The organism is Qipengyuania sp. HL-TH1 (assembly GCF_036365825.1).
In the GTDB taxonomy this organism is placed as follows: Bacteria; Pseudomonadota; Alphaproteobacteria; order Sphingomonadales; family Sphingomonadaceae; genus Qipengyuania; species Qipengyuania profunda.
In genome coordinates this window covers 1,398,336-1,422,318 of the sequence record NZ_CP142675.1, presented here as the reverse complement: position 1 = coordinate 1,422,318, position 23,983 = coordinate 1,398,336, and the positions used below count along the sequence as shown (strand labels likewise).

26 protein-coding genes and 1 tRNA gene are annotated in these 23,983 nt (G+C 65.3%); 19 read left to right on the top strand and 8 right to left on the bottom strand.

The window, feature by feature from the left end; translation table 11 throughout:
* The first annotated feature begins 4 nt into the window (after window positions 1-4).
* The 8 genes from VWN43_RS07545 (at window position 5) to VWN43_RS07510 (ending at window position 6,543) form a co-directional block, all read left to right on the top strand.
* Window positions 5-3,229, top strand: a complete 3,225-nt coding sequence (locus VWN43_RS07545; protein ID WP_330768534.1) for an intermembrane phospholipid transport protein YdbH family protein — start codon at window positions 5-7, stop codon at window positions 3,227-3,229.
* A 44-nt stretch (window positions 3,230-3,273) separates the two neighbouring features.
* Window positions 3,274-3,429 carry a YnbE family lipoprotein gene (locus VWN43_RS07540; protein ID WP_082835714.1) on the top strand — a complete coding sequence of 52 codons (156 nt, stop codon included), beginning with the start codon at window positions 3,274-3,276 and terminating at the stop codon, window positions 3,427-3,429.
* A gap of 20 nt (window positions 3,430-3,449) precedes the next feature.
* Window positions 3,450-3,830 carry a YdbL family probable chaperone protein gene (locus VWN43_RS07535; protein ID WP_253515298.1) on the top strand — a complete coding sequence of 127 codons (381 nt, stop codon included), beginning with the start codon at window positions 3,450-3,452 and terminating at the stop codon, window positions 3,828-3,830.
* Between the two features lie 142 nt (window positions 3,831-3,972).
* Window positions 3,973-4,293 carry an AtpZ/AtpI family protein gene (locus VWN43_RS07530; protein WP_253515299.1) on the top strand — a complete coding sequence of 107 codons (321 nt, stop codon included), beginning with the start codon at window positions 3,973-3,975 and terminating at the stop codon, window positions 4,291-4,293.
* A 54-nt stretch (window positions 4,294-4,347) separates the two neighbouring features.
* Entirely contained in the window at window positions 4,348-5,136 is a 789-nt protein-coding gene (locus VWN43_RS07525) for a F0F1 ATP synthase subunit A (protein ID WP_320180020.1), read from the top strand.
* 36 nt (window positions 5,137-5,172) lie between these two features.
* Window positions 5,173-5,400: a F0F1 ATP synthase subunit C gene (locus VWN43_RS07520; RefSeq protein ID WP_160726388.1), complete on the top strand. Its 228-nt coding sequence runs from the start codon at window positions 5,173-5,175 to the stop codon at window positions 5,398-5,400.
* An 83-nt stretch (window positions 5,401-5,483) separates the two neighbouring features.
* Window positions 5,484-5,978 (top strand): F0F1 ATP synthase subunit B family protein, encoded by a 495-nt coding sequence (locus tag VWN43_RS07515; RefSeq protein ID WP_253515300.1) that lies wholly within the window; start codon window positions 5,484-5,486, stop codon window positions 5,976-5,978.
* Complete coding sequence (locus tag VWN43_RS07510) at window positions 5,971-6,543, top strand: F0F1 ATP synthase subunit B family protein (RefSeq protein ID WP_320180021.1); 573 nt, start codon at window positions 5,971-5,973, stop codon at window positions 6,541-6,543. Before VWN43_RS07515 ends, VWN43_RS07510 begins: the two co-directional genes overlap by 8 nt.
* 70 nt (window positions 6,544-6,613) lie before the next feature.
* Here VWN43_RS07510 and VWN43_RS07505 read toward each other — a convergent pair whose 3' ends face one another.
* From VWN43_RS07505 to aroA, 7 genes are all read right to left on the bottom strand, one after another.
* Window positions 6,614-7,579 (bottom strand): NADPH:quinone oxidoreductase family protein, encoded by a 966-nt coding sequence (locus VWN43_RS07505; RefSeq protein ID WP_320180022.1) that lies wholly within the window; start codon window positions 7,577-7,579, stop codon window positions 6,614-6,616.
* A gap of 5 nt (window positions 7,580-7,584) precedes the next feature.
* Window positions 7,585-8,340, bottom strand: a complete 756-nt coding sequence (gene gloB / locus VWN43_RS07500) for a hydroxyacylglutathione hydrolase (RefSeq protein WP_320180023.1) — start codon at window positions 8,338-8,340, stop codon at window positions 7,585-7,587.
* A 146-nt stretch (window positions 8,341-8,486) separates the two neighbouring features.
* Window positions 8,487-10,190: a 30S ribosomal protein S1 gene (gene rpsA / locus VWN43_RS07495; protein WP_253515304.1), complete on the bottom strand. Its 1,704-nt coding sequence runs from the start codon at window positions 10,188-10,190 to the stop codon at window positions 8,487-8,489.
* 410 nt (window positions 10,191-10,600) lie between these two features.
* Entirely contained in the window at window positions 10,601-11,551 is a 951-nt protein-coding gene (locus VWN43_RS07490) for a bifunctional helix-turn-helix transcriptional regulator/GNAT family N-acetyltransferase (RefSeq protein WP_320180024.1), read from the bottom strand.
* Window positions 11,552-11,638: 87 nt separating this feature from the next.
* Window positions 11,639-12,259 (bottom strand): (d)CMP kinase, encoded by a 621-nt coding sequence (locus tag VWN43_RS07485; protein WP_320180025.1) that lies wholly within the window; start codon window positions 12,257-12,259, stop codon window positions 11,639-11,641.
* Complete coding sequence (locus VWN43_RS07480; protein WP_320180026.1) at window positions 12,256-12,513, bottom strand: CBU_0592 family membrane protein; 258 nt, start codon at window positions 12,511-12,513, stop codon at window positions 12,256-12,258. The genes VWN43_RS07485 and VWN43_RS07480 overlap by 4 nt, the downstream gene beginning before the upstream one ends.
* Complete coding sequence (aroA, locus tag VWN43_RS07475; RefSeq protein ID WP_320180027.1) at window positions 12,510-13,844, bottom strand: 3-phosphoshikimate 1-carboxyvinyltransferase; 1,335 nt, start codon at window positions 13,842-13,844, stop codon at window positions 12,510-12,512. The genes VWN43_RS07480 and aroA overlap by 4 nt, the downstream gene beginning before the upstream one ends.
* Window positions 13,845-13,989: 145 nt before the next feature.
* Here aroA and VWN43_RS07470 point away from each other — a divergent pair, with 145 nt between their 5' ends.
* The 5 genes from VWN43_RS07470 (at window position 13,990) to rimM (ending at window position 17,209) form a co-directional block, all read left to right on the top strand.
* Window positions 13,990-14,337 (top strand): TIGR02300 family protein, encoded by a 348-nt coding sequence (locus tag VWN43_RS07470; RefSeq protein ID WP_253515313.1) that lies wholly within the window; start codon window positions 13,990-13,992, stop codon window positions 14,335-14,337.
* A 91-nt stretch (window positions 14,338-14,428) separates the two neighbouring features.
* Window positions 14,429-14,504: transfer RNA gene (locus VWN43_RS07465), tRNA-Ala, on the top strand.
* Window positions 14,505-14,683: 179 nt separating this feature from the next.
* Window positions 14,684-16,165 (top strand): signal recognition particle protein, encoded by a 1,482-nt coding sequence (gene ffh, locus VWN43_RS07460; RefSeq protein ID WP_253515314.1) that lies wholly within the window; start codon window positions 14,684-14,686, stop codon window positions 16,163-16,165.
* A 34-nt stretch (window positions 16,166-16,199) separates the two neighbouring features.
* Window positions 16,200-16,700, top strand: coding sequence for a 30S ribosomal protein S16 (rpsP, locus tag VWN43_RS07455; protein WP_253515315.1), 501 nt, complete (start codon window positions 16,200-16,202; stop codon window positions 16,698-16,700).
* A gap of 8 nt (window positions 16,701-16,708) precedes the next feature.
* A complete protein-coding gene (rimM, locus tag VWN43_RS07450) occupies window positions 16,709-17,209 on the top strand; it encodes a ribosome maturation factor RimM (protein WP_320180028.1) in 501 nt (166 codons plus the stop codon).
* Between the two features lie 23 nt (window positions 17,210-17,232).
* Here rimM and VWN43_RS07445 read toward each other — a convergent pair whose 3' ends face one another.
* Complete coding sequence (locus tag VWN43_RS07445; RefSeq protein WP_320180029.1) at window positions 17,233-18,147, bottom strand: NAD(P)/FAD-dependent oxidoreductase; 915 nt, start codon at window positions 18,145-18,147, stop codon at window positions 17,233-17,235.
* 131 nt (window positions 18,148-18,278) lie between these two features.
* Here VWN43_RS07445 and VWN43_RS07440 point away from each other — a divergent pair, with 131 nt between their 5' ends.
* From VWN43_RS07440 to VWN43_RS07415, 6 genes are all read left to right on the top strand, one after another.
* A complete protein-coding gene (locus VWN43_RS07440; protein WP_320180030.1) occupies window positions 18,279-18,593 on the top strand; it encodes a hypothetical protein in 315 nt (104 codons plus the stop codon).
* Window positions 18,594-18,644: 51 nt separating this feature from the next.
* A complete protein-coding gene (gene trmD / locus VWN43_RS07435) occupies window positions 18,645-19,385 on the top strand; it encodes a tRNA (guanosine(37)-N1)-methyltransferase TrmD (protein ID WP_320180031.1) in 741 nt (246 codons plus the stop codon).
* On the top strand, window positions 19,382-19,750 hold the full coding sequence (gene rplS / locus VWN43_RS07430) for a 50S ribosomal protein L19 (protein WP_301298458.1): 369 nt from the start codon (window positions 19,382-19,384) through the stop codon (window positions 19,748-19,750). Before trmD ends, rplS begins: the two co-directional genes overlap by 4 nt.
* A gap of 303 nt (window positions 19,751-20,053) precedes the next feature.
* On the top strand, window positions 20,054-22,300 hold the full coding sequence (locus VWN43_RS07425; RefSeq protein ID WP_320182107.1) for a S9 family peptidase: 2,247 nt from the start codon (window positions 20,054-20,056) through the stop codon (window positions 22,298-22,300).
* 85 nt (window positions 22,301-22,385) lie between these two features.
* The gene (locus VWN43_RS07420) at window positions 22,386-23,411 is read left to right on the top strand and encodes an aspartate-semialdehyde dehydrogenase (RefSeq protein ID WP_320180032.1); all 1,026 of its coding nucleotides are present in this window, start codon (window positions 22,386-22,388) and stop codon (window positions 23,409-23,411) included.
* The gene (locus VWN43_RS07415; protein ID WP_320180033.1) at window positions 23,408-23,965 is read left to right on the top strand and encodes a hypothetical protein; all 558 of its coding nucleotides are present in this window, start codon (window positions 23,408-23,410) and stop codon (window positions 23,963-23,965) included. The genes VWN43_RS07420 and VWN43_RS07415 overlap by 4 nt, the downstream gene beginning before the upstream one ends.
* Window positions 23,966-23,983: the final 18 nt, after the last annotated feature.

Here is a 23,983-nt window from a genome sequence, read left to right as displayed (position 1 = left end):
ATCGATGGAGCGGGCCGCGAGCGACGATGACATGACGGCCGCCGATTCCGTGCGGCGGGCAGGCTGGCGCCGCAAGCGCTGGGCGATTGTGCTTGCCTTCCTTGCGTTGGTACTGGGCGCCGCGCTGGCGGTCTGGATGTCGCGCGAGCAGATCGTCGACGACATCATCCGTGACCAGCTTGACGCGAACGTTATTCCCGCCAGTTACACGATAGACCGCGTCGGCGGCCAGACGCAGGTACTGTCTCAGGTCGTGCTCGGCGACCCCGATGCGCCCGATTTTACCGCTGAACGGGTGATCGTAACACTGCGGCACCGCTTCGGCGTGCCCGAGATCGGCGGGGTCACGCTGGTCGAACCGCGTCTCTACGGGACCTATCGTGATGGCAAGTTCAGCCTGGGAAGCCTCGACCCGCTGGTGTTCGGGCCGAGCGAAAGCCCTGCCGGCCTGCCCAACCTCAATCTGACCATCCGCGACGGGCGCGGCTTGATCGAAACCGATTACGGCCCTGTCGGACTCAAGATCGCTGGCACCGGACTGGTCAGCCATGGCTGGGACGGCACGCTGGCCGCGCTTGCGCCCGGGCTTGCGCTGCCGGGGTGTGAAGCAGGCCGGACGAGCGCCTATGGCAAGCTCACCTCGACCTCGGGCGAACCGCAATTCTCCGGCCCGGTGCGTCTCGCCTCGCTGGTGTGCGAAGACCAGGCGCTCACGCTCGACGACTATGCGCTGGACCTCACGGTCGCGGCCGACACGCGATTGGCAAATCCGGCGATCGAGGCCCGGCTCGAGGGCGGCGAAACGCATTATGCGGGCAACACCGCTTCCGCCATCATGGGCACGGTTCGCGCGCAAATGCGCGACCGGCTGACGACGGCAAAATATTCGCTCGCAGCACGCGGGGTCGATACCCCGCAGGTGCTTGCGGCGGTGCTGACCGCAGAAGGGCAGTTGCGTGCCAGCGACGGGGTCGAGCGGCTCCAGCTCGAAGGCAGCCTGGAAGGCAATGGATTGCGGCTAGGGCGCGGATTGGTGGCGACGGTGGAATCGCTCGCGCGGACTGGCGAGGGGACGCTGGTCGCACCGCTGACCCGCAAGATGGCGAATGCCTTGCAGGCGGAGACCCGCGGCAGCGCGCTCGATGCCGATATCCGTTTGCGGTTCGATCCCGAGGGGTATTCGCTGCTCACCCCGCGCGCCGAATTGCGCGGCGGCAGCGGCGCACGGCTGGTGTCGCTATCGCGCGTCGAAATCGCTGCGCGTACCGGCGAAATGCCGCGCATCGTGGGCAATATCGCCACCGGCGGCGCGGACATGCCGCGGATCAGCGGGCGGATGGAACGCAGCGATTCGGGCGGCTCGATTTTCCGCCTGGCGATGGAGCGGTATTCCGCGGGCAGTTCGGTGCTTGCCGTGCCGCAGATCATGATCGCGCAGGGGCCGGGCGGGGCGCTCGGCTTTGCGGGCCGGGTGGAGGCCAGCGGCGCGCTGCCGGGCGGCTCGGCGACCAATCTGCGGTTGCCGGTCGAGGGGCGGTACGGCGACAGACAGCTGGCTTTGTGGCGGTCGTGCACCGATGTCCGCTTCGATCGCCTCGAGCTCGCCAACCTCGCCTTCGAGAAGCGCGGCCTGACGCTATGCCCCCCGCGTGGGCGCGCAATTCTGAACAGCGGACCCGGCGGCCTGCGGATCGCCGCCGGAACATCGTCGCTCGATCTCGAGGGATATCTGGGCGAAACGCCGATCCGGCTCGCCTCCGGTCCGGTCGGCTTCGCTTATCCGGGTGTGATGACCGCCAAGGCGATCGATGTCGCGCTCGGCCCGGCGGACACCGCCAGCCGGTTCCGCGTGTCGGGGCTGGAGGCGCGGCTGGGCGACGATATCGCGGGGACGTTCAGCGATGCGGATATCGCGCTAGCGGCGGTGCCGATGAACCTGACGCAGGCCAGCGGCCAGTGGCGTTTCGCCGATGGCCAGCTGGCGATCGAGGAAGGCGAGTTCACGCTGGTCGACCGCGACGAACCCGCACGGTTCGAGCCGCTGGTCGCGCACGGTGCGGTGCTTGCGCTGATCGATAATGTCATCGCTGCGCAGGCCGATTTGCGCCATCCGGCGAGCGACCGGCTCGTCACCGCGGTCGATATTCGCCACGATCTGGCCAGTGGTGCGGGCTTTGCCGATCTTGCGGTGCCCGGCCTGCAATTCGATGCCGGGCTGCAGCCGATGGAGCTGTCGAGCCTGACCAAGGGCGTGGTCGCCAATACCGAAGGAACCGTCACCGGGCGGGGCCGGATCGACTGGGCGGTAGACGGGACCGTGACCAGTACCGGGCGCTTTACCACCGACGACCTCGATTTCGCGGCTGCTTTTGGCCCGGTGAAGGGCGCTAGCGGGACGATTGAATTTACCGATCTGCTCAATTTGACGACTGCGCCCGGGCAGACGATTCGCGTCGCGTCGGTCAATCCCGGGGTCGAGGTATTCGACGGCGAAGTCGGCTTTGCGCTGCAAAACGGCGAATTGCTCGCGGTGTCGGGTGGCACCTGGCCGTTCATGGGCGGGCAGCTGATCCTGCGCGATGTCGATCTCAATCTCGGAGTCAGCGAGGAACGGCGCTACATCTTCGAGATCGTCGGTCTGGATGCCGGGACCTTCGTCACCGAGATGGAACTGGAGAACATCACCGCGACGGGGCTGTTCGACGGGACCGTGCCGATCGTGTTCGACGAACGCGGCAATGGCCGGATCGATACCGGCGTCCTCATTTCGCGCCCGCCGGGCGGCACCGTCTCCTATGTCGGCGGACTGACCTATGAGGACCTCTCGCCGATCGCCAACTTTGCCTTCGATGCGCTGAAAAGCCTCGATTATTCGCAGATGCGGGTGATCATGGAAGGCCCGCTGACCGGCGAGATCGTGACCCGTGTCCGTTTCGACGGAATCCGGCAGGGGGAGGGCGCCAAGTCCAACTTCGTCACCAAGCGCCTCGCATCGCTGCCGCTGCAGTTCCGCATCAACATCAAGGCCCAGTTCTACCAGCTGTTGAACAATCTCAAATCGCTGTACGATCCGGCATCGGTGCGCGATCCCCGTTCGCTGGGCTTGCTGTCCGACGATGGCACGCGATTGCTGCGCCGTTCGATCACCGGCGCCGAGGCCGAACCGATTATCGACCCGGACGACATCATTCCGGACGAAATCCCTATTCAGGAGCAGGAAAGCGAGTGAGGGCTATGAATTACCCCAAATTGACCGGGAGGGTGGCGACAGCCATGCTGGCCACAGTCGCGCTGGGCGGATGCATTACGGTAAATGCGCCCGAAGAGCCGATCGTGATCGAGCTGAACGTCAACATCCGCCAGGAAGTGATCTACCGGCTCGCCGAGGATGCGGGCAATACGATCGAGGACAATGCGGATATCTTCTGATGGGTGACATTATGAACAAGATGACGAAACCGGTTCTGGTGGCTGCGGCCATGGCCACCGCGCTGGGCGGCTTCGCCGCGCCGGCCTTCGCGCAGCGCGATCCCGCCTATGCCGCGGCCCGTTCGTCGGGCCAGGTCGGCGAGCGGATGGATGGCTATCTGGGTATCGTGGTCGGCGAAACGCCCGCGCTGCGCCGGATCGTCAACGACATCAACATCAAGCGCCGCGCGGTCTATTCCGAACGCGCCAAGGCAAACAATGCGACGATCGAGGAATATGCCCTGACCGCCGGATGCCAGGCGATCCTTGCCACCGAACCGGGCGAGAAATACCAGGCACCCGATGGCAGCTGGCAGACCCGCGGCACCGGCGCCCCGCTGCGCGATCCGCGCTGCCCGTAAGGAAAGCGGGTTTTTTGCGATACTTCAGGCGCCGCTAGCTCCGCGCCGTGTTGACTCGCCACGACCCCCCTTCTAAGGGGTCGGCGCCCTCGGCGGGCAAGTCCGTGCCCGTGCCGCGCAACCCCCTTAGAAGGAGCAAGGCATGAGCGACGACGAACCCGCACGGGAACCTATCGAGGAGGATGCGCGGATCGACGCGCTGGAGAAGCGGCTCTCGGCCGCCCAGCAGCGCGAAGAGCAGCGTAACCGTCCCACGGCTTCGGGTGCCGATGCGAATTATCGCAGCGGCAACCGGGTTCTGGCGGACCTTCTCGGCGGGCTTCTTGGCGGTGCGGTCATCGGTTATGCCATCGGCTATTTCACCGGTACCAATCCCTGGGGTCTGTTGATCGGCCTGTTCCTCGGAATAGTGGTCGCCTTCAGAAACATTTTCCGTGCGGCAAACAAGCGCCCCGACGAGTGATCCCCGCGCGGGATTTCCGGGGCGTTCGTTACAGGTTCTAGGGACGAGACAGACGTGGCAGCCGAGCAGGCCAAAGTCGATCCGATGTACCAGTTCACCATCGAACCGCTTGGCGGTTCGGGCGGTTGGGAACTGGCCGGCTACAACATCGCCTTCACCAACAGCGCAATGTGGATGCTGATCACCACCGTGGTGCTCTTCCTCTTCGTGCTGGGCGGGATGAAGCGCGAGCTGGTGCCCGGGCGCTGGCAGATGACGGTGGAGACCTTCACCGGTTTCATCGACAATATGCTGGAAGCCAATATCGGCAAGGCGGGGCGCAAATACGTGCCCTATGTCTTCAGCCTGTTCATGTTCATCCTCTTCGCCAACCTCCTCGGCCTGCTGCCGCTGGGTATTTTCGGGCTGCACCCGTTCACCTTTACCAGCCACTTCACCGTCACCGGCGTGCTGGCGATCATCAGTTTCTCGATCGTGCTGCTGGTCGGCTTCTGGAAGCACGGCTTCCACTTCTTCAGCCTGTTCGTGCCGCAGGGCACGCCGCTGCCGATGATCCCGATCATCGCGCCGATCGAGTTCATCTCGTTCATGGTGCGCCCGTTCAGCCTCGGCCTGCGCCTGTTCGTCGCCATGATGGCCGGCCACGTGCTGCTCGAAGTGCTGTCGAGCTTCGTGATCGACGGCACCAATGCCGGCGCCACTTTCGGTCTGATGGTCGGTCTGCCCAGCTTCATCCTGATGATCGGCATCTGCGCTCTCGAGCTGCTGGTCGCCGGTATCCAGGCCTATGTTTTCGCTCTTCTGACGTCGCTGTATATCAACGACGCCGAGAACCTTCACTAAGTCATCTATCAATCAGATTTTTCAAAGGAGTTTGTCATGGAAATGGAAGCTGCAAAGCTCATCGGTGCAGGCCTCGCAGCGATCGGTGCCGGTATGGCCGCGATCGGTGTGGGTAACGTCTTCGGTTCGTTCCTCGAAAGCGCGCTGCGCAATCCGGGTGCTGCCGACGGCCAGCAGGGCCGTCTGTTCATTGGCTTCGCCGCTGCCGAACTTCTCGGCCTGCTGGCGTTCGTCGTGTCGATGATCCTGATCTTCGTCGCCTAAACGCGACTGCCGATATCGCGCCGGCCGGGGACATGCCCTGGCCGGTGCCGTGAATTTTTCGTACCCGCCTTTCGAGAGCTGCCATGCCCCAGATCGCACAGCTTGCCGAAACATGGTCCAGCCAGGTCTTCTGGCTGCTGGTCTTTTTCGGCATCACCTTCTTCGTCATCGGCCGCGGCATGGTGCCGAGGGTGATGGAAACCGTCGCCCAGCGTGACGGCCAGATCGCCGCCGATCTCGCTGCAGCCAAGGCTGCGCGCGATGCCGCCGACGCCGAGGAAGAAGCCTGGCGGGTCCGCGAGAACGAGAACCGCGCCGCGGCGCAGGCAATCGTCGCCGGGGCCAAGGACGAGGCTGCGGCCAAGTCCGAAAAGAAGCTGAAGGCGGCACAGGCGCGGCTCGACAAGAAACTTGCCGAAGCCGAAGACCGTATCGCCGAAGCCCGCACTGCGGCGCTGACCGAAGTCGAAGCGGTTGCTGCCGAAGCGGCGCAGGACATCGTCTCGCGTCTCGCTGGCGTCAGCGTGACCAAGCCCGTCGCCACTAAGGCCGTCAAGGAGGCCCTGAGCCATGGCTAACGCCGCGCCCGAAGTCTTCGCCACCGAAGCGGCCCAGGTCCTCGTCGAGGACGGCCACGGCGGTGCCGGAACGCATTCCGAACCAGAACTGTGGGGCCTGGCGCCGTTCCAGATCGTCTCGCTGTCGATGCTCGTCCTCCTGCTGATCGCGCTCTTCGGGGCCAAGGTTCACAAGACCATCGCCGGCGGGCTCGACGGCAAGATTGCCGCGATCAAGGACCAGCTCGACGAAGCCAAGCAACTGCGCGCCGAAGCCGAAGCGCTACGCCAGGAATATGCCGCCAAGATCGCCGGTGCCGAAAAGGATGCCGAGGCGATGCTGGTCAATGCCCGGCATGAAGCCGACGCGCTGCTCGAAAAGGCCGAGGCCGACAGCAAGGCCATGGTCGAACGCCGCAAGCGGATGGCCGAAGACAAGATCGCTGCAGCCGAGCGCGAGGCGGTCGACGATGTCCGCAATCGCGCCGTCAATGCCGCGACCAATGCCAGCCGCAAGCTGATTGCCGAAAAGCACGATGCCGCGGCCGACAAGGCGCTGGCCGATACGGTGATCGCCGGGATCTGATTTCGGCTGTCATGAAGATTTCGAAAGGGCGGTCCTGCGGGGCCGCCTTTTTGCGTTTGAGCGGCGAAGCTTACGGTTCGAGGACGAGCTTGCCGATGATTTCGCCGCGCGCCATCGCTTCGAAAGCCTCGCGCCACGCGGCGAGGGGCAGGATGCGCTCGACATAGGGCGTGATCCGCCCCTCGCTGGCGAGCTGGTCGATCGCCTGGGCAATGCGTGCGCCGCGCTCGGGGAAGCGCCGGGCATATTCACCCGCGCGGACACCCACGACCGAAAACCCCTTGATCAGCGGGATGTTGACCGCGATTTCGGGGATGCGCCCGGCGACGAACCCGACTACCAGCAGTTTGCCGCCGAAAGTGACACAGCGGGTGCTCTCGTCGAACACATCGCCGCCGACCGGATCGAAGACCAGGTCGCACAGCCGCCCGCCGGTCAATTCGCCGACCTGTTCGCGGAAGCGGCCGGTGTTGAGAATGGCCGCATCGGGCTGGGCGACGGCGCGCAAACGCTCCAGCTTGTCCTCGCGGTGCGTGGCGGCGATGACTTTCGCGCCCATCGCGCGCGCCAGGTCGCAGGCGGCAAGACCCACCCCGCCGCTGGCGCCATGCACCAGCACCGTCTGTCCGGCCTCCAGCCCGCCGATCTCCACCAGCGCGACATAGGCGGTGTGATAAGCCGCGCCCATCGCGGCAGCGTGCGCGAAGTCCATCGCCTCGGGGACCTTGCGCAGCGCGGCAGCGGGCAGCGCGACATATTCGGCAAAGGCGCCGGTCTTGGCCCCGCCGCGGACCCGGTCGCCCGGGACGAAGCCGCTATCGGCAGGAGCTTCGACGACCTCGCCGGCCATCTCGAGGCCGGAAACGAAGGGCGGTTCGGGTTTGAACTGGTAGGTGCCCTGCGTCATCAGCAGGTCAGGATAGTTGAGCGAGGCCGCACGCACGCGGACCAGCACTTCGCCGGCAGGCTGGGCAATCTCGGCCAGCTCGACCCCCGACAGGTCGGGCGACAGTTCGCGGACGAGAACGGCCTTCATCGCGGTTAGAAACTGTCCTTGGCGGCGCGCAATGCGGCGAAAGTGTCCGCCGGGCTCGATCCGCCCCAGCGGTCGCGCAGATCTGCATCATCGGCGCGCAGGAAGGGGTTGGTCGCCAGTTCGCGCGACAGCAGCGTCGGGACGGTTGGCTCGCCCCTGGCGCGCTTCTCCTCGATCCGCGCGGCGTAGAGCGCGAGCTCGGCATTGTCGGGATCGGCATGGAGCGCGAACTTGGCATTCGCCGCGGTATATTCATGCGCGCAAAAGAGCAGCGTGTTGTCGGGCAGCTGGCGGATCCGGTCGAGGCTGTTCCAGAACTGCTCGGGCTCGCCTTCGAACATCCGCCCGCAGCCCAGTGCGAAGACGCTGTCGCCGACGAAGGCCATGTCCGCTTCGGCAAGATGATAGGCGATGTGCCCATTGGTGTGGCCCGAGACATCGATCACGCGCGCCTGCCAGTCGCCCAGCGTGACGCTGTCGCCATTGCCGACCACGCGGTCGATGGGCGTGAGCCGTTCGACTTCGCGCGGTGCGATCACGGTGGCGCCGGTGGCTTCGACGATGGCCTTGTTCCCGCCCGCATGGTCTGGGTGCCAATGCGTGTTCCAGATCTGCGTGATGCGCCAGCCCTTGGCATCGGCCTGCTTGAGATATTCGGCACCATCGGGCGTGTCGATCGCCGCGGTTTCGCCGCTGGTGGGATCGTGGAGCAGGAAACCGTAATTGTCGGACAGGCAGGGGAACTGGTGGACGTCTAGCATGCCGCGCAGCCTACGCGTCTCGTCCCTTATAGGAAAGGCCCGCCTGCCGGTGTGGCAAGCGGGCCTTCCTGTAATCGACTGGATCCCCGCCTGCGCGGGGATGACGTTTCGCTAGGCACCCGCGATGCGGGCACCAAGCTGCATCGTCAGTCTTCCTTCTTCTTCAGCGCTTCGCCGAGGATGTCGCCGAGCGAGGCACCCGAGTCGGACGAACCGAACTGCTGCACCGCTTCCTTCTCTTCGGCGATCTGACGCGCCTTGATCGAGAAGTTGGGCTTCTTCGAACGGTCGAAACCGGTGACCATTGCGTCGACCTTGCCACCGACCTGGAAGCGGTCGGGGCGCTGTTCGTCGCGGTCGCGGCCGAGGTCGCTGCGCTTGATGAAGCCGGTCGCGCCGTCTTCGCCAACCTGCACTTCGAGGCCGCCATCGCGGACTTCGAGAACGGTGACGGTGACGGTTTCGCCCTTGCGGACCGAACCGGCGGCACCGGCTTCGGTCGGCGCACCCTTTTCGAGCTGCTTCATGCCGAGGCTGATGCGCTCCTTGTCGGTGTCGACATCCAGAACGACGGCTTCGACTTCTTCACCCTTGCGGTGCAGGGCGAGTGCGTCTTCACCCGAGATGCCCCAGGCGATGTCCGACATGTGGACCATGCCGTCGACGTCGCCATCGAGACCGATGAACAGGCCGAATTCGGTGGCGTTCTTGACTTCGCCAGCGACCTTCGAGCCAACCGGATGCTTCTCGGCGAACTCTTCCCACGGATTGCGCTGGGCCTGCTTGAGGCCGAGGCTGATGCGACGCTTTTCGCTGTCGACCTCGAGGACCATGACTTCGACTTCCTGCGAGGTCGAGACGATCTTGCCCGGGTGGACGTTCTTCTTGGTCCAGCTCATTTCCGAAACGTGGACCAGGCCTTCGATGCCCGGCTCGATTTCGACGAAGGCGCCGTATTCGGTGATGTTGGTCACGGTACCGGTCATCTTCATGCCGACCGGGTACTTCGCGGCAACGCCATCCCACGGATCGCTTTCCAGCTGCTTCATGCCGAGGCTGATGCGCTGGGTTTCTTCGTTGATGCGGATGATCTGGACGGTCACGGTGGCGCCGATTTCGATCATTTCGCTGGGGTGGTTGACCCGCTTGTAGCTCATGTCGGTGACGTGCAGCAGGCCGTCGATACCGCCGAGGTCGACGAAGGCGCCGTAATCGGTGATGTTCTTGACCACGCCGTCGATCACTTGGCCTTCGGCCAGCTTGTCGATCAGCTCGCTGCGCTGTTCGGCGCGGGTTTCTTCAAGCACGGCACGGCGCGACACGACGATATTGCCGCGGCGGCGATCCATCTTGAGGATCTGGAAGGGCTGAGCCATGTCCATCAGCGGGGTGACATCGCGCACGGGGCGGATGTCGACCTGGCTGCCGGGGAGGAAGGCCACGGCGCCGTCGAGGTCGACGGTGAAGCCGCCCTTGACGCGGCCGAAAATGCGGCCTTCGACGCGCTTGCCTTCACCGAACTCGTTTTCGAGCTTGTCCCAGGCGGCTTCGCGGCGGGCGCGGTCGCGGCTGAGCATCGCTTCGCCTTCGGCGTTTTCGACGCGGTCGACATAGACTTCGACTTCATCGCCGACGCCGGGCGCGGTTTCGGTTTCGGAGCGCTGGAATTCCTTGAGATCGACGCGGCCTTCGCTTTTGAGGCCGACATCGATGTGCGCCATGCCGTTTTCGATGGCAGTGACGGTGCCCTTGACAACGCGACCCTCGAAGCCGCCGTCATCGGCGCCACCGAGCTGCTCGTCGAGCATGGCCGCGAAATCGTCGCGGGTGGGATTGGCTGAAGTTGCCATGTGTGAGTAGTCCTAACTTACGTTTGCTACCGGCCACCGGTTTTCCCGGGGTCTTTACCCGTCTCTGCGCACGATTGCGCAGGCCAACGGGGCAAGAGGGCCGCTGTCTCCCGCGAGGCCGGATGCCGCCGCGGAAGTCCTTTCAATCGGGGATTGAGAGAACGGGCGCGCGCCTAGGCGAAACCGGGGCAAAAGGCAAGCGAATTGCGGGCCGCTGCCGCTAGACATGGACCGCATGTTACACGGTTATGGAGAAATTTATTCGGGGCAGGCGCGTGTCCCCTGATCTGGTGGAATGGTGCGGGTTTGCGGGGGCTGGCTACGGGCATGGCAATGACAGTGCCATCGCCCACCCCCTGTAGGAAAGCGGTGCTCGCAAAGCGGCGTCGGGCGAAGGCCGGTCGGGCGCCTCAATCGCCCGTATAGAGCATCGCCACATCGCACCGCGCGTAACGCGCGGCATATCTCTCCATGATCCCGCTATCATGTCCGAAGCCGAGCTTTTCGTATAGATGGATGGCGGGCGCGCAGGCGCTGTTCGTGAGCAGGTAGAGTGTGTCGGCGCCCAGTTCGCGCGCGCGTTCTATCACCTTGCCGAGCAGGAATTCGCCAGCTTTCAGCCCGCGCGCGCTTTCGCGCACGCCCATCTTGGTCAGCTCAAAGGCGGCGGGACCGGTCTTCTGCAGCGCGCAGGTGCCCACGATGCCGAGCCCCGCGGCCTCGACGAAGAGGATGTCGCCGCCCGCGTCGATGATGTGGTGCTGCGGATTTTCGAGGATCTCGCGATCGGTTTCCTCAAGCGTGAACATCGCATCGATCCATTCGCGATTGATGTCGTGGAACGTGCCCGCGAGCGCAGGCGAATATTCGCGGATGGTGAGGGCATTCGGCACCGCGCGCGCCGCGCGCTGCGCGATCGAAGCCTCGGCGAGTGCGTCTTCGATGATTCCCAGGTCGCGCAGGAAGTCGCCGCCAATTCGGTCGAGGATTTCCTGCGCTGCCGACCCGACCCGGGGCCAGACTTCGGTTGCGATCTTTCCCGCCATGCGCTCGCCATCCGGGGTAAGGGCGATCATCCTGCTGCGCTGGTCGCTGCATGGCTCGTCTGCTGCGAGGCCCAGTTTTTTCAGCTGGCCTATCGTGCGGGTCATGCCGGGCTGGCTGGTGCCGCTAGTCTGGGCCAACTGGCCGACGGTCTTGCGCCCGCTGCGAAGCGCTGCAATCGCCGCCATGTGGCCGGGTTGCAGCGGGACGCCCGCATCGGTGAGCACACTGGCCGCACCCGCCTGCATCCGTTCACCCAGCCGTTTCAGCCGGCTGCCCAGGAAAGCGGGCCCCATTTGGGCGACGACATCGACCATGCGAATCTCCATACCGTGATATATAACCTGATATATGGGGTGTTGAGCGAGGTGGCAACCGACAAGCCGGGCGGGGTCCTAGGATCGTTAGGAAGTGGCTTCCATGACCGCTTCGATTGCCGCCTCGATCGATTGCTCGCGGCTCAGCGGGCTGGTGTCGATGACCAGCGCATCGGGGGCGGGGGACAGCGGGGCGACCGCGCGATTGCGGTCGCGTTCGTCGCGGCGGCGCAGGTCGTCGGCGATCTCGAGCTTGGTGACATGCACGCCGCGCTCGCGCATTTCGAGGAAGCGGCGCTGCGCGCGCGCCTCGACGCTGGCGATGATGAACAGCTTGGCATCGGCCTCGGGCGCGATGACGGTGCCGATATCGCGTCCGTCGAGCACGGCGCCGCCATCCTGCGTGGCGAAGCGGCGCTGGCGGTCATACAGCGCCTGACGCACCGCAGGATGCACCGATACCCGGCTCGCCAACCCGCCGGTTTCCTCGTTGCGCAGATGCGGATCGAGCAGCAGCTCGTCGGGAAAGGCGCAGCCCGCGAGCGCGTCCCCGCCATTATCGGGGTCACCGCCGTCGAGGAACACCTGCCGCCCGACCGCGCGATAGAGCAGCCCAGTATCGAGATGCGGCAGGCCGAAATGTTCGGCCAGCGCTTGCGCAATGGTGCCCTTGCCCGAGGCAGTCGGTCCGTCGACGGCGATAATCATCGTGCCTGTTTGCGCCCGCGGACCGCCTTGGCCAAGCCCCACACCGCAATCGCTGCCCAGAATCCTTCGAGCACGAGGCTCGGCCAATTGGTGTGAAACACCAGCGAGACGGTCAGCAGGGCGGCGCCCGCCAGATTGGTGCCATGCAGGATGAAGGGGTTCGGCTTGTCGGTGGAGGTGAGATAGGCATACGCGCCGATGACGCAGGCGGTGCCGACAAAACCGACCCAGGCTGCCCAGTCGAGTTCGGTCATGCCGCCGCGTCCGCCAACAGGCCGACGAAGCCGGGGAAGCTGGTCGCGATGGGGTCGACCGTATCGAGCCCCACGCCCTCGCGGCTGGCAAGGCCGGCAATCGCCATGCTCATCGCAATGCGGTGATCGAGATGGGTGGTGACCGGTCCGCCGCCCGCCAGCGGTGCGCCGCCAGTGCCTTCGATGATCAGGCCGTCGTCGGTTTCCTCCAGCGTGACGCCCGCCGCGCGCAGTGCCTGCGCCATGGCGGACAGGCGGTCGCTCTCCTTGACGCGCAATTCCTCGAGGCCGCTGGTAACGGTGGTGCCTTCGGCCAGGGCAGCAGCGACGAACAGCACGGGAAACTCGTCGATCATGCGCGGGGCGATCGCGGGGTCGACCGTCACACCGGCCAGCGGCGCATGGCGCACGCGCAGGTCGGCCGCGGGTTCGCCGCCGACTTTGCGCGCGTCCTGGTAATCGATCCGCGCGCCCATCTGCTCGAGCACTTTGAAAATGCCGTTGCGGGTCGGATTGAGGCCGACGTTCGCGATTACCAGGTCGCTGCCCGGCACGATGCTGGCCGCAACCGCGAAGAACGCCGCCGAGGACGGATCGCCCGGCACCTCGATATCGCAGGGGTGCAGGTCGGCGGGGCCGTGGATACGGATGATCCGCGCGCCATCGGCCTCTTCGACGCTGAGTTCGGCGCCAAAGCCGCGCAGCATGCGCTCGGTATGGTCGCGCGTCGGCACCGGCTCGATCACGGTGGTGATCCCCGGCGTGTTGAGGCCTGCCAGCAGCACTGCGCTCTTCACCTGAGCGCTGGCGACAGGCAGGCGGTATTCGATCGGCACCGCGGGCTCGATGCCCTCCATCATCAGCGGCAGCGTGCCACCGGGCGAGGGGGTGAAGCTGGCCCCCATCAGCGATAGCGGGTCGATGACCCGGCCCATCGGGCGCTTGGACAGGCTGGCATCGCCGGTAAAGGCAGCAGTGATCGCGTGGCTTGCGACCAGGCCCAGCAGCAGGCGGGTGGAGGTGCCCGAATTGCCCATTTCGAGTGCTGCGTCCGGTTGCAGCAGCCCGCCCACACCGACACCGTCGACCACCCATTCATCGCCATCGCGTTCGATCTGTGCGCCCATCGCGCGCAGCGCGGCGGCGGTGGCGAGCACGTCTTCGCCTTCGAGCAGGCCCGAAATGCGGCTGCGGCCGACCGCCAGTGCGCCGAACATCAGCGCGCGGTGACTGATCGATTTGTCGCCGGGCACACGAATGCGTCCGGTCAGCGGTCCTGCGGGCGTGAAGCGGTGGGCGGTCAAGCGGGGGTTTCCGTATCGGCGGTTCATTCGGATGCGGCGCTTTGACAGTGGCAGGTGCTTCTGGCAAGGCGCGCGCGCTGTTGATTCCTGCGCTGCAGGTTCCCATCAATACGATTACGAATTCACGGCCCCTGCGCAGTTCGCCAGGGGCGGCAAAGCCTAAGGATTACACATGGTCAAACCGGAATGGGGCACCAAGCGGACCTGCCCGAACTGTGGCACCCGCTTCTACGATCTTAACAAGGACGATCCCGTCGCCTGCATCGAATGCGGCGAAGAATGGTCGCCCGAACCCGTGCTGAAGTCGAAGCAGCCGATTCTTGCCGAGGAAGAAAGCAAGAAGAAGAAGGACGCCGAGCCGGATAGCGATCTGAGCGGCGATGACGATGACGACGATCTCGATCTCGACATCGATGAAGATAACGATTCGCCCGACAATGAAGTCGATCTTGGCGGCGACGACGACCTGGGTGTCGAAACCAAGGCCAAGGGTGACGACGACGACGCCGACGAGAGCTGATTTTTTCGCTTGCCTTGCGCGGGGCGGCCTCATAAAGGGCTGCCTCCGCAAGGCTGGCGCGCCTCCCAGGGCGTGCCGAATGAAATGGCTCGGGGCCTTAGCTCAGCTGGGAGAGCGCTACAATGGCATTGTAGAGGTCAGCGGTTCGATCCCGCTAGGCTCCACCATTTCAACCACCGAGTGCGCTGGTAGCAGGCCGTGGCGACGGTTACGGCTTGCTTCCACCTCACCCGGGCACAGGTTTGGGTTTCATCGGGGATTTCCCCACGCTGACCGACGAGTTTTCGTCCGTCGGCGTTTTTCGCGTATTCGGGCCCTGCAGGGTTCGAAAGGAGTTTAGGCCGGCATGTTCGACAATCTGTCCGACCGCCTCGGTAATGTCTTCGACCGCCTGAAGGGGCGCGGCGCGCTGAGCGAAAGCGACGTGCGCGAGGCGATGCGCGAAATCCGCATCGCGCTGCTCGAAGCCGATGTCGCGCTGCCGGTCGTGCGCCGCTTCATCGATGCGGTCACCGAAAAGGCGATCGGCCAGGACGTCCTCAAATCGGTCACTCCGGGCCAGCAGGTCGTCAAGATCGTCGATGACGAGCTGGTCGACATGCTCGGCGGGACCGAGGTCGAGGGGCTCAATTTCGCCGCCAAGCCGCCGGTCGTGATCATGATGGTCGGCCTGCAGGGTTCGGGCAAGACCACCACCACCGCCAAGCTCGGCAAGCTGATCCGCCAGAAGCACGGCAAGAAGGCGCTGATGGCGTCGCTCGACGTCAACCGCCCGGCCGCGCAGGAACAGCTCAAGGTGCTCGGCGAACAGGTCGAGGTCGCCACGCTGCCGATCATCGAAGGCCAGCAGCCGGTCGATATCGCGCGCCGCGCGATGGAAAGCGCCAAGCTGCAGGCCGCCGACGTGCTGCTGCTCGATACCGCGGGCCGCCTGCATGTCGATGAAGCGCTGATGGCCGAGATGAAAGCCATCGCCGGTGTCTCGACGCCGACCGAAGTGCTGCTGGTGGTCGACAGCCTGACCGGCCAGGACGCGGTCAATGTCGCGCAGAGCTTTACCGGCGAAGTGCCGCTGACCGGTGTCGTGCTGACCCGCATGGACGGCGATGCGCGCGGCGGTGCGGCGCTGTCGATGCGCTATGTCACCGGCAAGCCGATCAAGTTCGCCGGCACGGGCGAAAAGCTTGACGCGATCGAAGCGTTCGATCCCCGGCGCGTGGCGGGCCGCATCCTCGGCATGGGCGATGTCGTGTCGCTGGTCGAGAAGGCCGCCGAGAGCATCAAGCAGGACGAGGCCGAAGCGCTCGCCAAGAAGATGGCGCAGGGCCAGTTCGACCTCGACGACCTGCGCATGCAATTGAAGCAGATGCAGAACATGGGCGGGCTGGGCATGCTCGCCGGAATGCTGCCGGGCATGAAGAAGGCCAAGGCGGCGATGGCGGCGTCGAACATGGACGACCGGGTGCTGCTGCATATGGACGCGATCATCGGGTCGATGACGCCCAAGGAACGCACCAAGCCGGCGCTGCTCAACGCCAAGCGCAAGAAGCGCGTGGCGGCGGGTTCGGGCACCGACGTGCAGACCGTCAACAAGGTGCTCAAGATGCACCAGGAGATGGGCCGCGCCATGAAGCAGATCAAGAAAATGGGCGGTATGAAGGGCCTTGGCGCGCTGTTCGGCGGAGGCGGCATGGGTGCCGCCATGCCGGGCCTCGGCGGGCCGGGAAGCGGCGCTGGCGGCCTGCCCGGAATGGGCGGCGGCAAGGGCCCCGGCGTGGATCCGTCCACGCTTCCCCCCGACCTCCAGAACCTGCTCAAGAAGAAATAAGTTTCAAACGTTTACATTCGAAAGGTAATACACAATGGCAGTTGCAATCCGGCTTTCGCGTGGTGGTGCCAAGAAGCGCCCCTACTACCGCATCGTCGTCGCCGATTCGCGCGCAGCGCGTGACGGCAAGTATCTCGAGCAGATCGGCACCTATAACCCGATGCTGCCCAAGGATTCGGGCGAGCGCGTGAAGCTCGACGAAGACCGCGCACGCCACTGGCTGAGCGTTGGCGCCACGCCGAGCGACCGCGTCCACCGTTTCCTCGACGCCGCGGGCATCCTCGAGCGCGAACAGCGCAACAACCCCAAGAAGGGTGAGCCGGGCGAAGCCGCCAAGGAACGCGCTGAAGAAAAGGCCGCCAAGGTCGCCGAAGCCGAAGAAGCCGCCAAGGCTGCCGAGGAAGAAGCCAAGACCGCTGCTGCAGCGCCTGCTGAAGAAGCCCCCGCTGAAGAAGCACCGGCCGAAGACGCCGCTGCCGCAGACGCTCCCGCCGAGGAAGCTGCGGCAGACGACGCCGAAGCCAAGGCCGAGTAAGCGGCTGTATGTCGGACAAACCCGTCACGCTTGCCGCCGTCACCGGTGCGCATGGGGTGACGGGCGAGGTCCGGCTGAAGCTGTTCGGCGAGGGGGTGGATGCCCTCAAGCCGCACAAGCGCTTCGATGCGGGTGAGACCGGGGGCACGCTGACCCTCGTGAAGATCCGCAGCGACAACAAGGGCGGTGCCATCGCACGCTTTACCGAGGTTGCGGATCGCACCTCGGCGGAGCGCTTGCGGGGCACCGCCCTGTCCGTCTCGCGCGAGGCACTGCCCGCGCTGGAAGAGGGCGAATTCTATTTCTCCGACCTGCTCGGGCTTGCGGTGGTCAGCGACAAGGGCGAGCCGGTCGGACAGGTCTGCGCGGTCGAGAATTACGGCGCCACCGACATCGTCGAGATCGAACAGGTCGACGGCAAGAAATTCATGGTCCCGCTGACCGAGCAGGCCGTCCTGGGATGGACCGCCGAGACCCTGACCATCGCCGACGATTTCTGGGAGCGGTAACGGCCGTCTAAAAACTGGCTTGGCTAGCGCCTGAGCGGCCGTTCCGCCGCGAGATGGTTGCGGATCGTGGTCGCCGCGACACCCGCCTGGCCCATCGCATGGCTGATCTGGTCGAGCCCGAGCACCACGTCCCCCGCAGCGAACAGCCCCGGCACGCTGGTTTCGAGATGGTCGTCGACAATGATGCAGTCGCCGTCGGTCACTTCCGCGCCGCATCTCACCGCCAGGCCTGAGCGAACCACCGAGCCAAGCGCGGGATAGACCGTGTCGAAGGTCTTGCGCCCTTCGGCGGTATCGAAGGCAATGCGCCCGTTCTCGATCGCATAGCCGCCGCAGGGGCCGGCAATCCGCGCGATCCCCGCCTCGTCGAGCGCGCGCGAACACTGCGCCGATAGATCGTGGTCGCCATCCGGCGAAACCAGCGTCAGATCGCTGGTATAGGTGCGGACGAACTGCGCCTCCGCCGTGCCATGATCGCCGGTGCCGATCACCGCGACGCGCTGGTCGGTGACTTCATAGCCGTCGCACACCGGGCAATAGCGGATCAGCCCGCGCTGCATCGCTTCGGCGTGGAACTGCTCGTCGATTCCCTCGGGCCGGTTGTTGACCACGCCGGTGGCGAGCAGGACCGTGCGCGCGCGGAATTCCTCCTCCTCGCAGCAGACCACGAAGTGGCGGTCTTCGCGCTTGAGGTCGGTGACCCGCTTCGGCTCGCGCAGTGCGCCGTATCGGGCGGCCTGGTCGCGCATCCGCTCGAGCAGGTCATTGCCGTTGATGCCCTCGGGAAAGCCTGCATGGTTGTGGCTGGTCGGGATCCAGCTTGCGCGGCTGGTTCCGCAGTCGAACATGCGGATCGAGAGGTGGTAGCGCGCCAGATAGATCGCGGCGGTCAGCCCGGCGGGCCCCGCACCCACGATGATGCAATCGTCGACATCCATGGCCCACCTACGCACCAGGCCCCGAAGTGTGCCGTTCGCAGAGGGATAATGGCTGCCCGACCGACCCGCGCTTTGCACCGGGCGGCGGCCATGCCACAACGTTGCCCCACCAAACGGAGGGCTGCAGACCGATGATCGACAATGTTGTATTTCTCGCGGGATCCTATGCCGCGATGGCAGCGGGGCTCAGCGCGGTCGTCGCCAAGGTTTCGCCTTCGATCGGGCCGCGCCTGCGCCATCTCTTCGCGGGCGGCGCGCCGCTGGCCGCGGTGCTCGGCGCGCGGCTGACCGAAGCCGATAGCGTCACCCTGCAGGGCATGGACCTGCTCGGCGCCGGAGGACTGGTGGTGCTCGGCGTCGTAACCTCGACCATGGTCGGCAAAGTCGTGCCGACCGCCCCGCGCGTGCGCGCCAAACCTGCGGATCAGCGCCTGCCGATCCGCTGATGGTGGTTCGCGCTATGGTGCTGGTCGCGATTGGCCGCTAGGGCGCGCGCCATGGGTTTCGCCGCCACTATCCTGACGCTCTATCCCGAGATGTTTCCGGGACCCCTCGGGGTCTCGCTGGCAGGCCGCGCGCTCGAGCGCGGCGACTGGTCGTGCGAGACCGTGCAGATCCGCGATTTCGCCACGGACAAGCACCGCACCGTCGACGATACGCCTGCGGGCGGCGGCGCGGGGATGGTGCTCAAACCCGATGTGCTCGGCGCGGCGATCGCCAGCGTGGGCGAGGGGCGGCCGATCCTCGCCATGACCCCGCGCGGCAAGCCGATATCGCAGGCGCGCATCCGCGCCATCGCGCAGGGACCTGGCGTGGCCATTTTGTGCGGGCGTTTCGAGGGCTTCGACGAGCGTATTTTCGAGGCCTATCCGCAGATCGAGCAGGTCAGCCTTGCCGATATCGTCCTGTCGGGCGGCGAGACCGCCGCGCTGGCCATTCTCGACGCTTGCATTCGCCTGCTTCCCGGCGTAATGGGCGCGCCCGATAGCGGAGTCGAGGAGTCCTACGAAAACGGGCTCATCGAATATCCGCAATATACCCGACCTCAGCAATGGGAAGGGCGCACGATCCCTGAAGTGCTGCGATCGGGGGATCATGCGAAGATCGCTGCTTGGCGCAAGGCAAGGAGCGAGGAAGACACACGGTTACGCAGGCCGGACCTTTGGGATCGCTACAGTGGCGATCGGGACCGACCTGCCTCTGGCGCGCGGCGAAAAAACCAGGAAGACCAGGCATGAACCTGATCCAGCAGCTCGAAGCCGAAGCGATTGAAAACCTCGGCAAGGACATTCCCGAATTCCGTGCGGGCGACACCGTTCGCGTCGGCGTGAAGGTTGTCGAAGGCACTCGCGAGCGTGTCCAGAATTTCGAAGGCGTCGTCATTGCCCGCTCGAACCGCGGCATGGGCAGCAACTTCACCGTCCGCAAGATGAGCTTCGGCGAAGGCGTGGAACGTGTGTTCCCGCTCTACTCGCCGATCGTCGACAGCCTCACCGTGGTCCGCCGCGGTATCGTGCGTCGCGCCAAGCTCTACTACCTGCGCGGCCGCACCGGCAAGCGCGCCCGCATCGCCGAGCGCCGCGACAACGCGCCCAAGGCGTAAGCACCAACCCGTTTCTCTTCGTGAGAAGATTGAGGGCGGCCTCCCGTTGGGAAGGCCGCCCTTTTTCGTGGGAAGCGTGAAGGGGACCGCAACTGGCCTCCTGTGTTTGACCCCGCGCGGCCGGTAAACCGGAATGGGCCGCCCGGGGTCATGGCCACTGTCGCCCCAAGGTCTTAGCCGAATTTCAACGCTCGCGCTTAAGCTGAAATTAGGTGTGTTTGCGCGGCGCGCGCTTGCTTTCGCTCGCGCTCGTTGCAAGGAGCCGCAGCCGATGTACCCCTGCCTGCATTGACCGGAGAGATGATGAGGCCGTTGAAATTGACCGCCGCGCTGGCGCTAGGCACCTGCCTCGCTGCGCCGCTTGCCGCCCAGACCACCCCGCAGAGCACGGAGACCGCGCCGATGGAACTGAGTTTCGAACGCGTCTTCGCGTCGCCCGATCTCGACGGGCCGAGCCCGCGCAAGGTCAAGCTGTCGCCCGATGGTCGCTATCTCACGTTGCTGCGCAACCGCGAGGAGGATCGCCAGCGCTACGATTTGTGGGCCTATGACCGCGAGAGCGCGGCATGGACGATGCTGGTCGACAGCGAGGCGCTGGGGACGGGGCGCGAATTGTCCGAGGACGAGAAGATGCAGCGCGAACGCGCGCGCGTCGGCAACCTCGCGGGCATTATCGACTATCAATGGACCGAGGATGGCACCGGCGTGCTCGTCCCACTCGACGGCGATCTCTATCTCGCGCGGCTGGGCGGCGAGGTCGTGCGGCTGACCGATACCGAGGAAAGCGAGCTCAATCCCGCGCTGAGCAGCACGGGCACCCATGTCTCCTTCGTCCGCGACCGGCGGCTGTGGGTCGGCGAGGTGGGCGGCGAGGCCCGGCCGGTCACACCGCAGGAAGGCGAGGCGATTCGCTGGGGCGAGGCCGAGTTCGTCGCGCAGGAGGAAATGGGCCGGATGACCGGCTATTGGTGGAGCCCCGAGGACAGGCGTATCGCGGTCGAGCGCTTCGACGAAAGCATGGTCGGCGTGGTGACGCGCGCGGCGATCGGCGCTACCGGCACCAAGGTGTTCGACCAGCGCTATCCAGTCGCGGGCAGCGCCAATGCCGAAGTCGCGCTGTATGTCATGGACCCCGATGGCCAGAACCGCGTGCAGGTCGATCTGGGAGAGGACACCGACATCTATCTCGCGCGGGTCGACTGGGCGCCCGATGGCAGCGCGCTCTATGTCCAGCGCCAGAACCGCGAGCAGACCGTGCTCGATATGCTGAAGGTCGATCCGACGACGGGGACCAGCGAAGTGCTGTTCACCGAGCGCGCCGCGGTGGACGATTACTGGATCAATCTGTCGGACGATTACAAATGGCTCGATGACGGCAGCCTGATCTGGTGGTCCGAACGCGACGGCTACGGTCATCTCTACCGCTACGCCGATGGCGCATGGACCCAGCTGACCCGGGGCGAATGGGTCGTGACCAAGCTGGTCGGGGTCGACCAGGATGCCGGACGGGTGTTTTTCCAGGGCACGAAGGACGATGTCCTCGCGCAGCAGGTCTATGCCTTCGATCTCGCCGATCCATCGCAGATCACGCTGTTGACCGATCCCGCCTATGCCAATTCGGCGAGCATGGACGACAAGGCGCAAACGCTGGTCGTCAGCCGTTCGAACGATAACACACCGCCGCAAAGCTATATCGCCGACCAGCAGGGCCAGCGCCTCGCCTGGATCGAGGAAAACGCGCTCGACGGCACGCATCCCTATGCGCCCTTCCTCGCCAGCCATCGACCGGTGCAATATGGCACGCTTCCGGCGGAGGACGGCACGCCGCTCTATTGGGAAATGGTGACGCCCGAACTGGAGCCGGGCAAGCGCTACCCGGTGTATTTCTATCATTATGGCGGGCCGGGACCGCAGATCGTCAACAAGGGTTGGAACGGCGCCCTGCAGCAGGCGGTGGTCGACCGGGGGTATATCTGGTTCGCGCTCGACAATCGCGGGTCGGCCAATCGCGGTGTGGCTTTCGAACAGCCGATCTATCGCGCGATGGGCGGGGTCGAAGTGCGCGACCAGAAGGCGGGGGCGGAGTATCTCAAGGCGCTCGACTTCGTCGATCCCGCCAAGATCGCAATCGATGGCTGGTCCTACGGCGGCTACATGACGCTCAAGCAGTTGCAGGCCGATCCGGGATACTATGCCGCCGGCATCAGCGGCGCGCCGGTCACCCGCTGGGAGCTCTACGATACGCATTATACCGAGCGCTACATGGGCACGCCGCAAGCGGGCGGCGCCGCCTATGCCGCGACGAGCGCAATCCCCGACGCGGCCAAGATCGTCGATCCGCTGCTGATCATCCATGGCATGGCCGATGACAATGTGGTGTTCGAAAACGCGACCGAGATCATCTCCGCGATGCAGGAAGCCAACGTGCCGTTCGAGATGATGCTCTATCCCGGATACACGCACCGCGTTTCGGGCGAGCGGATCTCGCCGCATCGCTACAACACGATCTTCCGGTTTCTCGAGAGCCACGGCGTAACCCCGCCCGAATGACGCTTTAGCCCGTGCAATCGAATGTGCGCTTGCGGGTGCGTAGCTAATCGCTATCTCGGCGGCCTAGAGATACTGGAGACGTAATTTGGGTTATCGTGTTGCCGTGGTCGGCGCGACCGGAAATGTCGGGCGTGAAATCATGCAGGTCCTCGCCGAGCGCGGGTTCCCCTGCGACGAGGTGGCGGCTGTCGCCAGTTCGCGTTCGCATGGCACCGAGGTCGAATTCGGCGACACGGGCAAGATGCTCAAATGCAAGAATATCGAGCATTTCGACTGGGCCGGCTGGGACATCGCGCTGTTCGCTGCGGGCAGCGGCCCGGCCAAGGAATTCGCCCCCAAGGCGGCGGCCGCGGGCTGCGTGGTGATCGACAACAGCTCGCTCTACCGCATGGACCCCGACGTGCCGCTGATCGTGCCCGAGGTGAACCCCGAGGCGATCCACGAGTATGCCAAGCGCAATATCATCGCCAATCCCAACTGCTCGACCGCGCAGCTCGTCGTGGCGCTCAAGCCGCTGCACGATGCCGCCACGATCAAGCGCGTCGTCGTCTCGACCTACCAGTCGGTGTCGGGCGCGGGGAAGGCGGGGATGGACGAATTGTTCCAGCAGAGCCGCGCGATCTTCGTCGGCGACCAAGTCGAGCCGGTGACGTTCACCAAGCAAATCGCCTTCAACGTCATCCCGCATATCGATGTCTTCCTCGACGATGGGTCGACCAAGGAAGAATGGAAGATGGTGGTCGAGACCAAGAAGATCCTCGACCCGAAGATCAAGCTTACCGCGACCTGCGTGCGCGTGCCGGTCTTCGTCGGGCATTCCGAAGCGGTCAGCATCGAGTTCGAGAACGAGATTTCCGCTGCCGAGGCGCAGGACATCCTGCGCGAGGCGCCGGGCTGCATGCTGGTCGATAAGCGCGAGGACGGCGGCTACATCACCGCGGTCGAAGCCGCGGGCGACAGCGCGACCTATATCAGCCGCGTGCGCGAGGATCCCACGGTCGAAAACGGCCTCAACCTGTGGTGCGTATCGGACAATCTGCGCAAGGGCGCAGCGCTCAATGCAGTGCAGATCGCCGAATTGCTGGGCCGCGAATGCCTCAAGAAGGGATGATCCGGACCGCGCTCCTGCTCGCGCTGCCGCTGGCGCTCGCCGCCTGCGGCCAGTCCGAACCCGCGCCCGAGCCGGTCGAGACCGCGTCGTCTGCTGCGAGCGTCGATCTCAGCGACGTTGCGATCGTGGTCGATGCCAATGGGCTGGGGGCGAAAGGCGCGGAACCGCTGCGCTTCGGCGCGCCGCGGGCCGAGGTCGACCAGGCGATCGAGGCCGCCTTTGGCGCCGCGCCCGGAACTTCGAGCAATGAGGAATGCGGGGCCGGACCGATGGAGTTCAGCCAGTTCGGCGCGCTCCAGATTGCCTATTTGGACGGCAGCTTCGCCGGCTGGTTCCTGCGCGAGGGCGAGGGCATGGCCACGTCGGACGGCGTGCGTCCGGGTGAAACCACCTTCGCGGATATCAAGCGCGAACGGCAGGTCCGCGAACTCGACACCACGCTGCCGGGCGAATTCCAGTATACCACTGCCGATTACGGCACGATCACGGGCTTTGCCGAGGATGGCGAGACGGTGACTGCGCTGCAGGCGGGGATAAGCTGCTTCTTCCGCTGACCGTCCTCCCCGCGCAAG

What these genes read in the sequence shown, in the direction of transcription:
- VWN43_RS07505 (WP_320180022.1), bottom strand. Translation starts at nt 7,579, where the DNA reads ATGAAGGCCGTTCTCGTCCGCGAACTGTCGCCCGACCTGTCGGGGGTC.
- VWN43_RS07485 (WP_320180025.1), bottom strand. Translation starts at nt 12,259, where the DNA reads ATGATTATCGCCGTCGACGGACCGACTGCCTCGGGCAAGGGCACCATT.
- VWN43_RS07545 (WP_330768534.1), top strand. Translation starts at nt 5, where the DNA reads ATGGAGCGGGCCGCGAGCGACGATGACATGACGGCCGCCGATTCCGTG.
- VWN43_RS07510 (WP_320180021.1), top strand. Translation starts at nt 5,971, where the DNA reads ATGGCTAACGCCGCGCCCGAAGTCTTCGCCACCGAAGCGGCCCAGGTC.
- VWN43_RS07490 (WP_320180024.1), bottom strand. Translation starts at nt 11,551, where the DNA reads ATGGTCGATGTCGTCGCCCAAATGGGGCCCGCTTTCCTGGGCAGCCGG.
- rplS (WP_301298458.1), top strand. Translation starts at nt 19,382, where the DNA reads ATGAACCTGATCCAGCAGCTCGAAGCCGAAGCGATTGAAAACCTCGGC.
- VWN43_RS07480 (WP_320180026.1), bottom strand. Translation starts at nt 12,513, where the DNA reads ATGACCGAACTCGACTGGGCAGCCTGGGTCGGTTTTGTCGGCACCGCC.
- VWN43_RS07445 (WP_320180029.1), bottom strand. Translation starts at nt 18,147, where the DNA reads ATGGATGTCGACGATTGCATCATCGTGGGTGCGGGGCCCGCCGGGCTG.
- VWN43_RS07470 (WP_253515313.1), top strand. Translation starts at nt 13,990, where the DNA reads ATGGTCAAACCGGAATGGGGCACCAAGCGGACCTGCCCGAACTGTGGC.
- VWN43_RS07535 (WP_253515298.1), top strand. Translation starts at nt 3,450, where the DNA reads ATGACGAAACCGGTTCTGGTGGCTGCGGCCATGGCCACCGCGCTGGGC.
- rpsA (WP_253515304.1), bottom strand. Translation starts at nt 10,190, where the DNA reads ATGGCAACTTCAGCCAATCCCACCCGCGACGATTTCGCGGCCATGCTC.
- rimM (WP_320180028.1), top strand. Translation starts at nt 16,709, where the DNA reads ATGTCGGACAAACCCGTCACGCTTGCCGCCGTCACCGGTGCGCATGGG.
- gloB (WP_320180023.1), bottom strand. Translation starts at nt 8,340, where the DNA reads ATGCTAGACGTCCACCAGTTCCCCTGCCTGTCCGACAATTACGGTTTC.
- VWN43_RS07415 (WP_320180033.1), top strand. Translation starts at nt 23,408, where the DNA reads ATGATCCGGACCGCGCTCCTGCTCGCGCTGCCGCTGGCGCTCGCCGCC.
- trmD (WP_320180031.1), top strand. Translation starts at nt 18,645, where the DNA reads ATGGGTTTCGCCGCCACTATCCTGACGCTCTATCCCGAGATGTTTCCG.
- VWN43_RS07540 (WP_082835714.1), top strand. Translation starts at nt 3,274, where the DNA reads ATGCTGGCCACAGTCGCGCTGGGCGGATGCATTACGGTAAATGCGCCC.
- VWN43_RS07425 (WP_320182107.1), top strand. Translation starts at nt 20,054, where the DNA reads ATGAGGCCGTTGAAATTGACCGCCGCGCTGGCGCTAGGCACCTGCCTC.
- VWN43_RS07530 (WP_253515299.1), top strand. Translation starts at nt 3,973, where the DNA reads ATGAGCGACGACGAACCCGCACGGGAACCTATCGAGGAGGATGCGCGG.
- VWN43_RS07440 (WP_320180030.1), top strand. Translation starts at nt 18,279, where the DNA reads ATGATCGACAATGTTGTATTTCTCGCGGGATCCTATGCCGCGATGGCA.
- aroA (WP_320180027.1), bottom strand. Translation starts at nt 13,844, where the DNA reads ATGAACCGCCGATACGGAAACCCCCGCTTGACCGCCCACCGCTTCACG.
- rpsP (WP_253515315.1), top strand. Translation starts at nt 16,200, where the DNA reads ATGGCAGTTGCAATCCGGCTTTCGCGTGGTGGTGCCAAGAAGCGCCCC.
- VWN43_RS07515 (WP_253515300.1), top strand. Translation starts at nt 5,484, where the DNA reads ATGCCCCAGATCGCACAGCTTGCCGAAACATGGTCCAGCCAGGTCTTC.
- ffh (WP_253515314.1), top strand. Translation starts at nt 14,684, where the DNA reads ATGTTCGACAATCTGTCCGACCGCCTCGGTAATGTCTTCGACCGCCTG.
- VWN43_RS07520 (WP_160726388.1), top strand. Translation starts at nt 5,173, where the DNA reads ATGGAAATGGAAGCTGCAAAGCTCATCGGTGCAGGCCTCGCAGCGATC.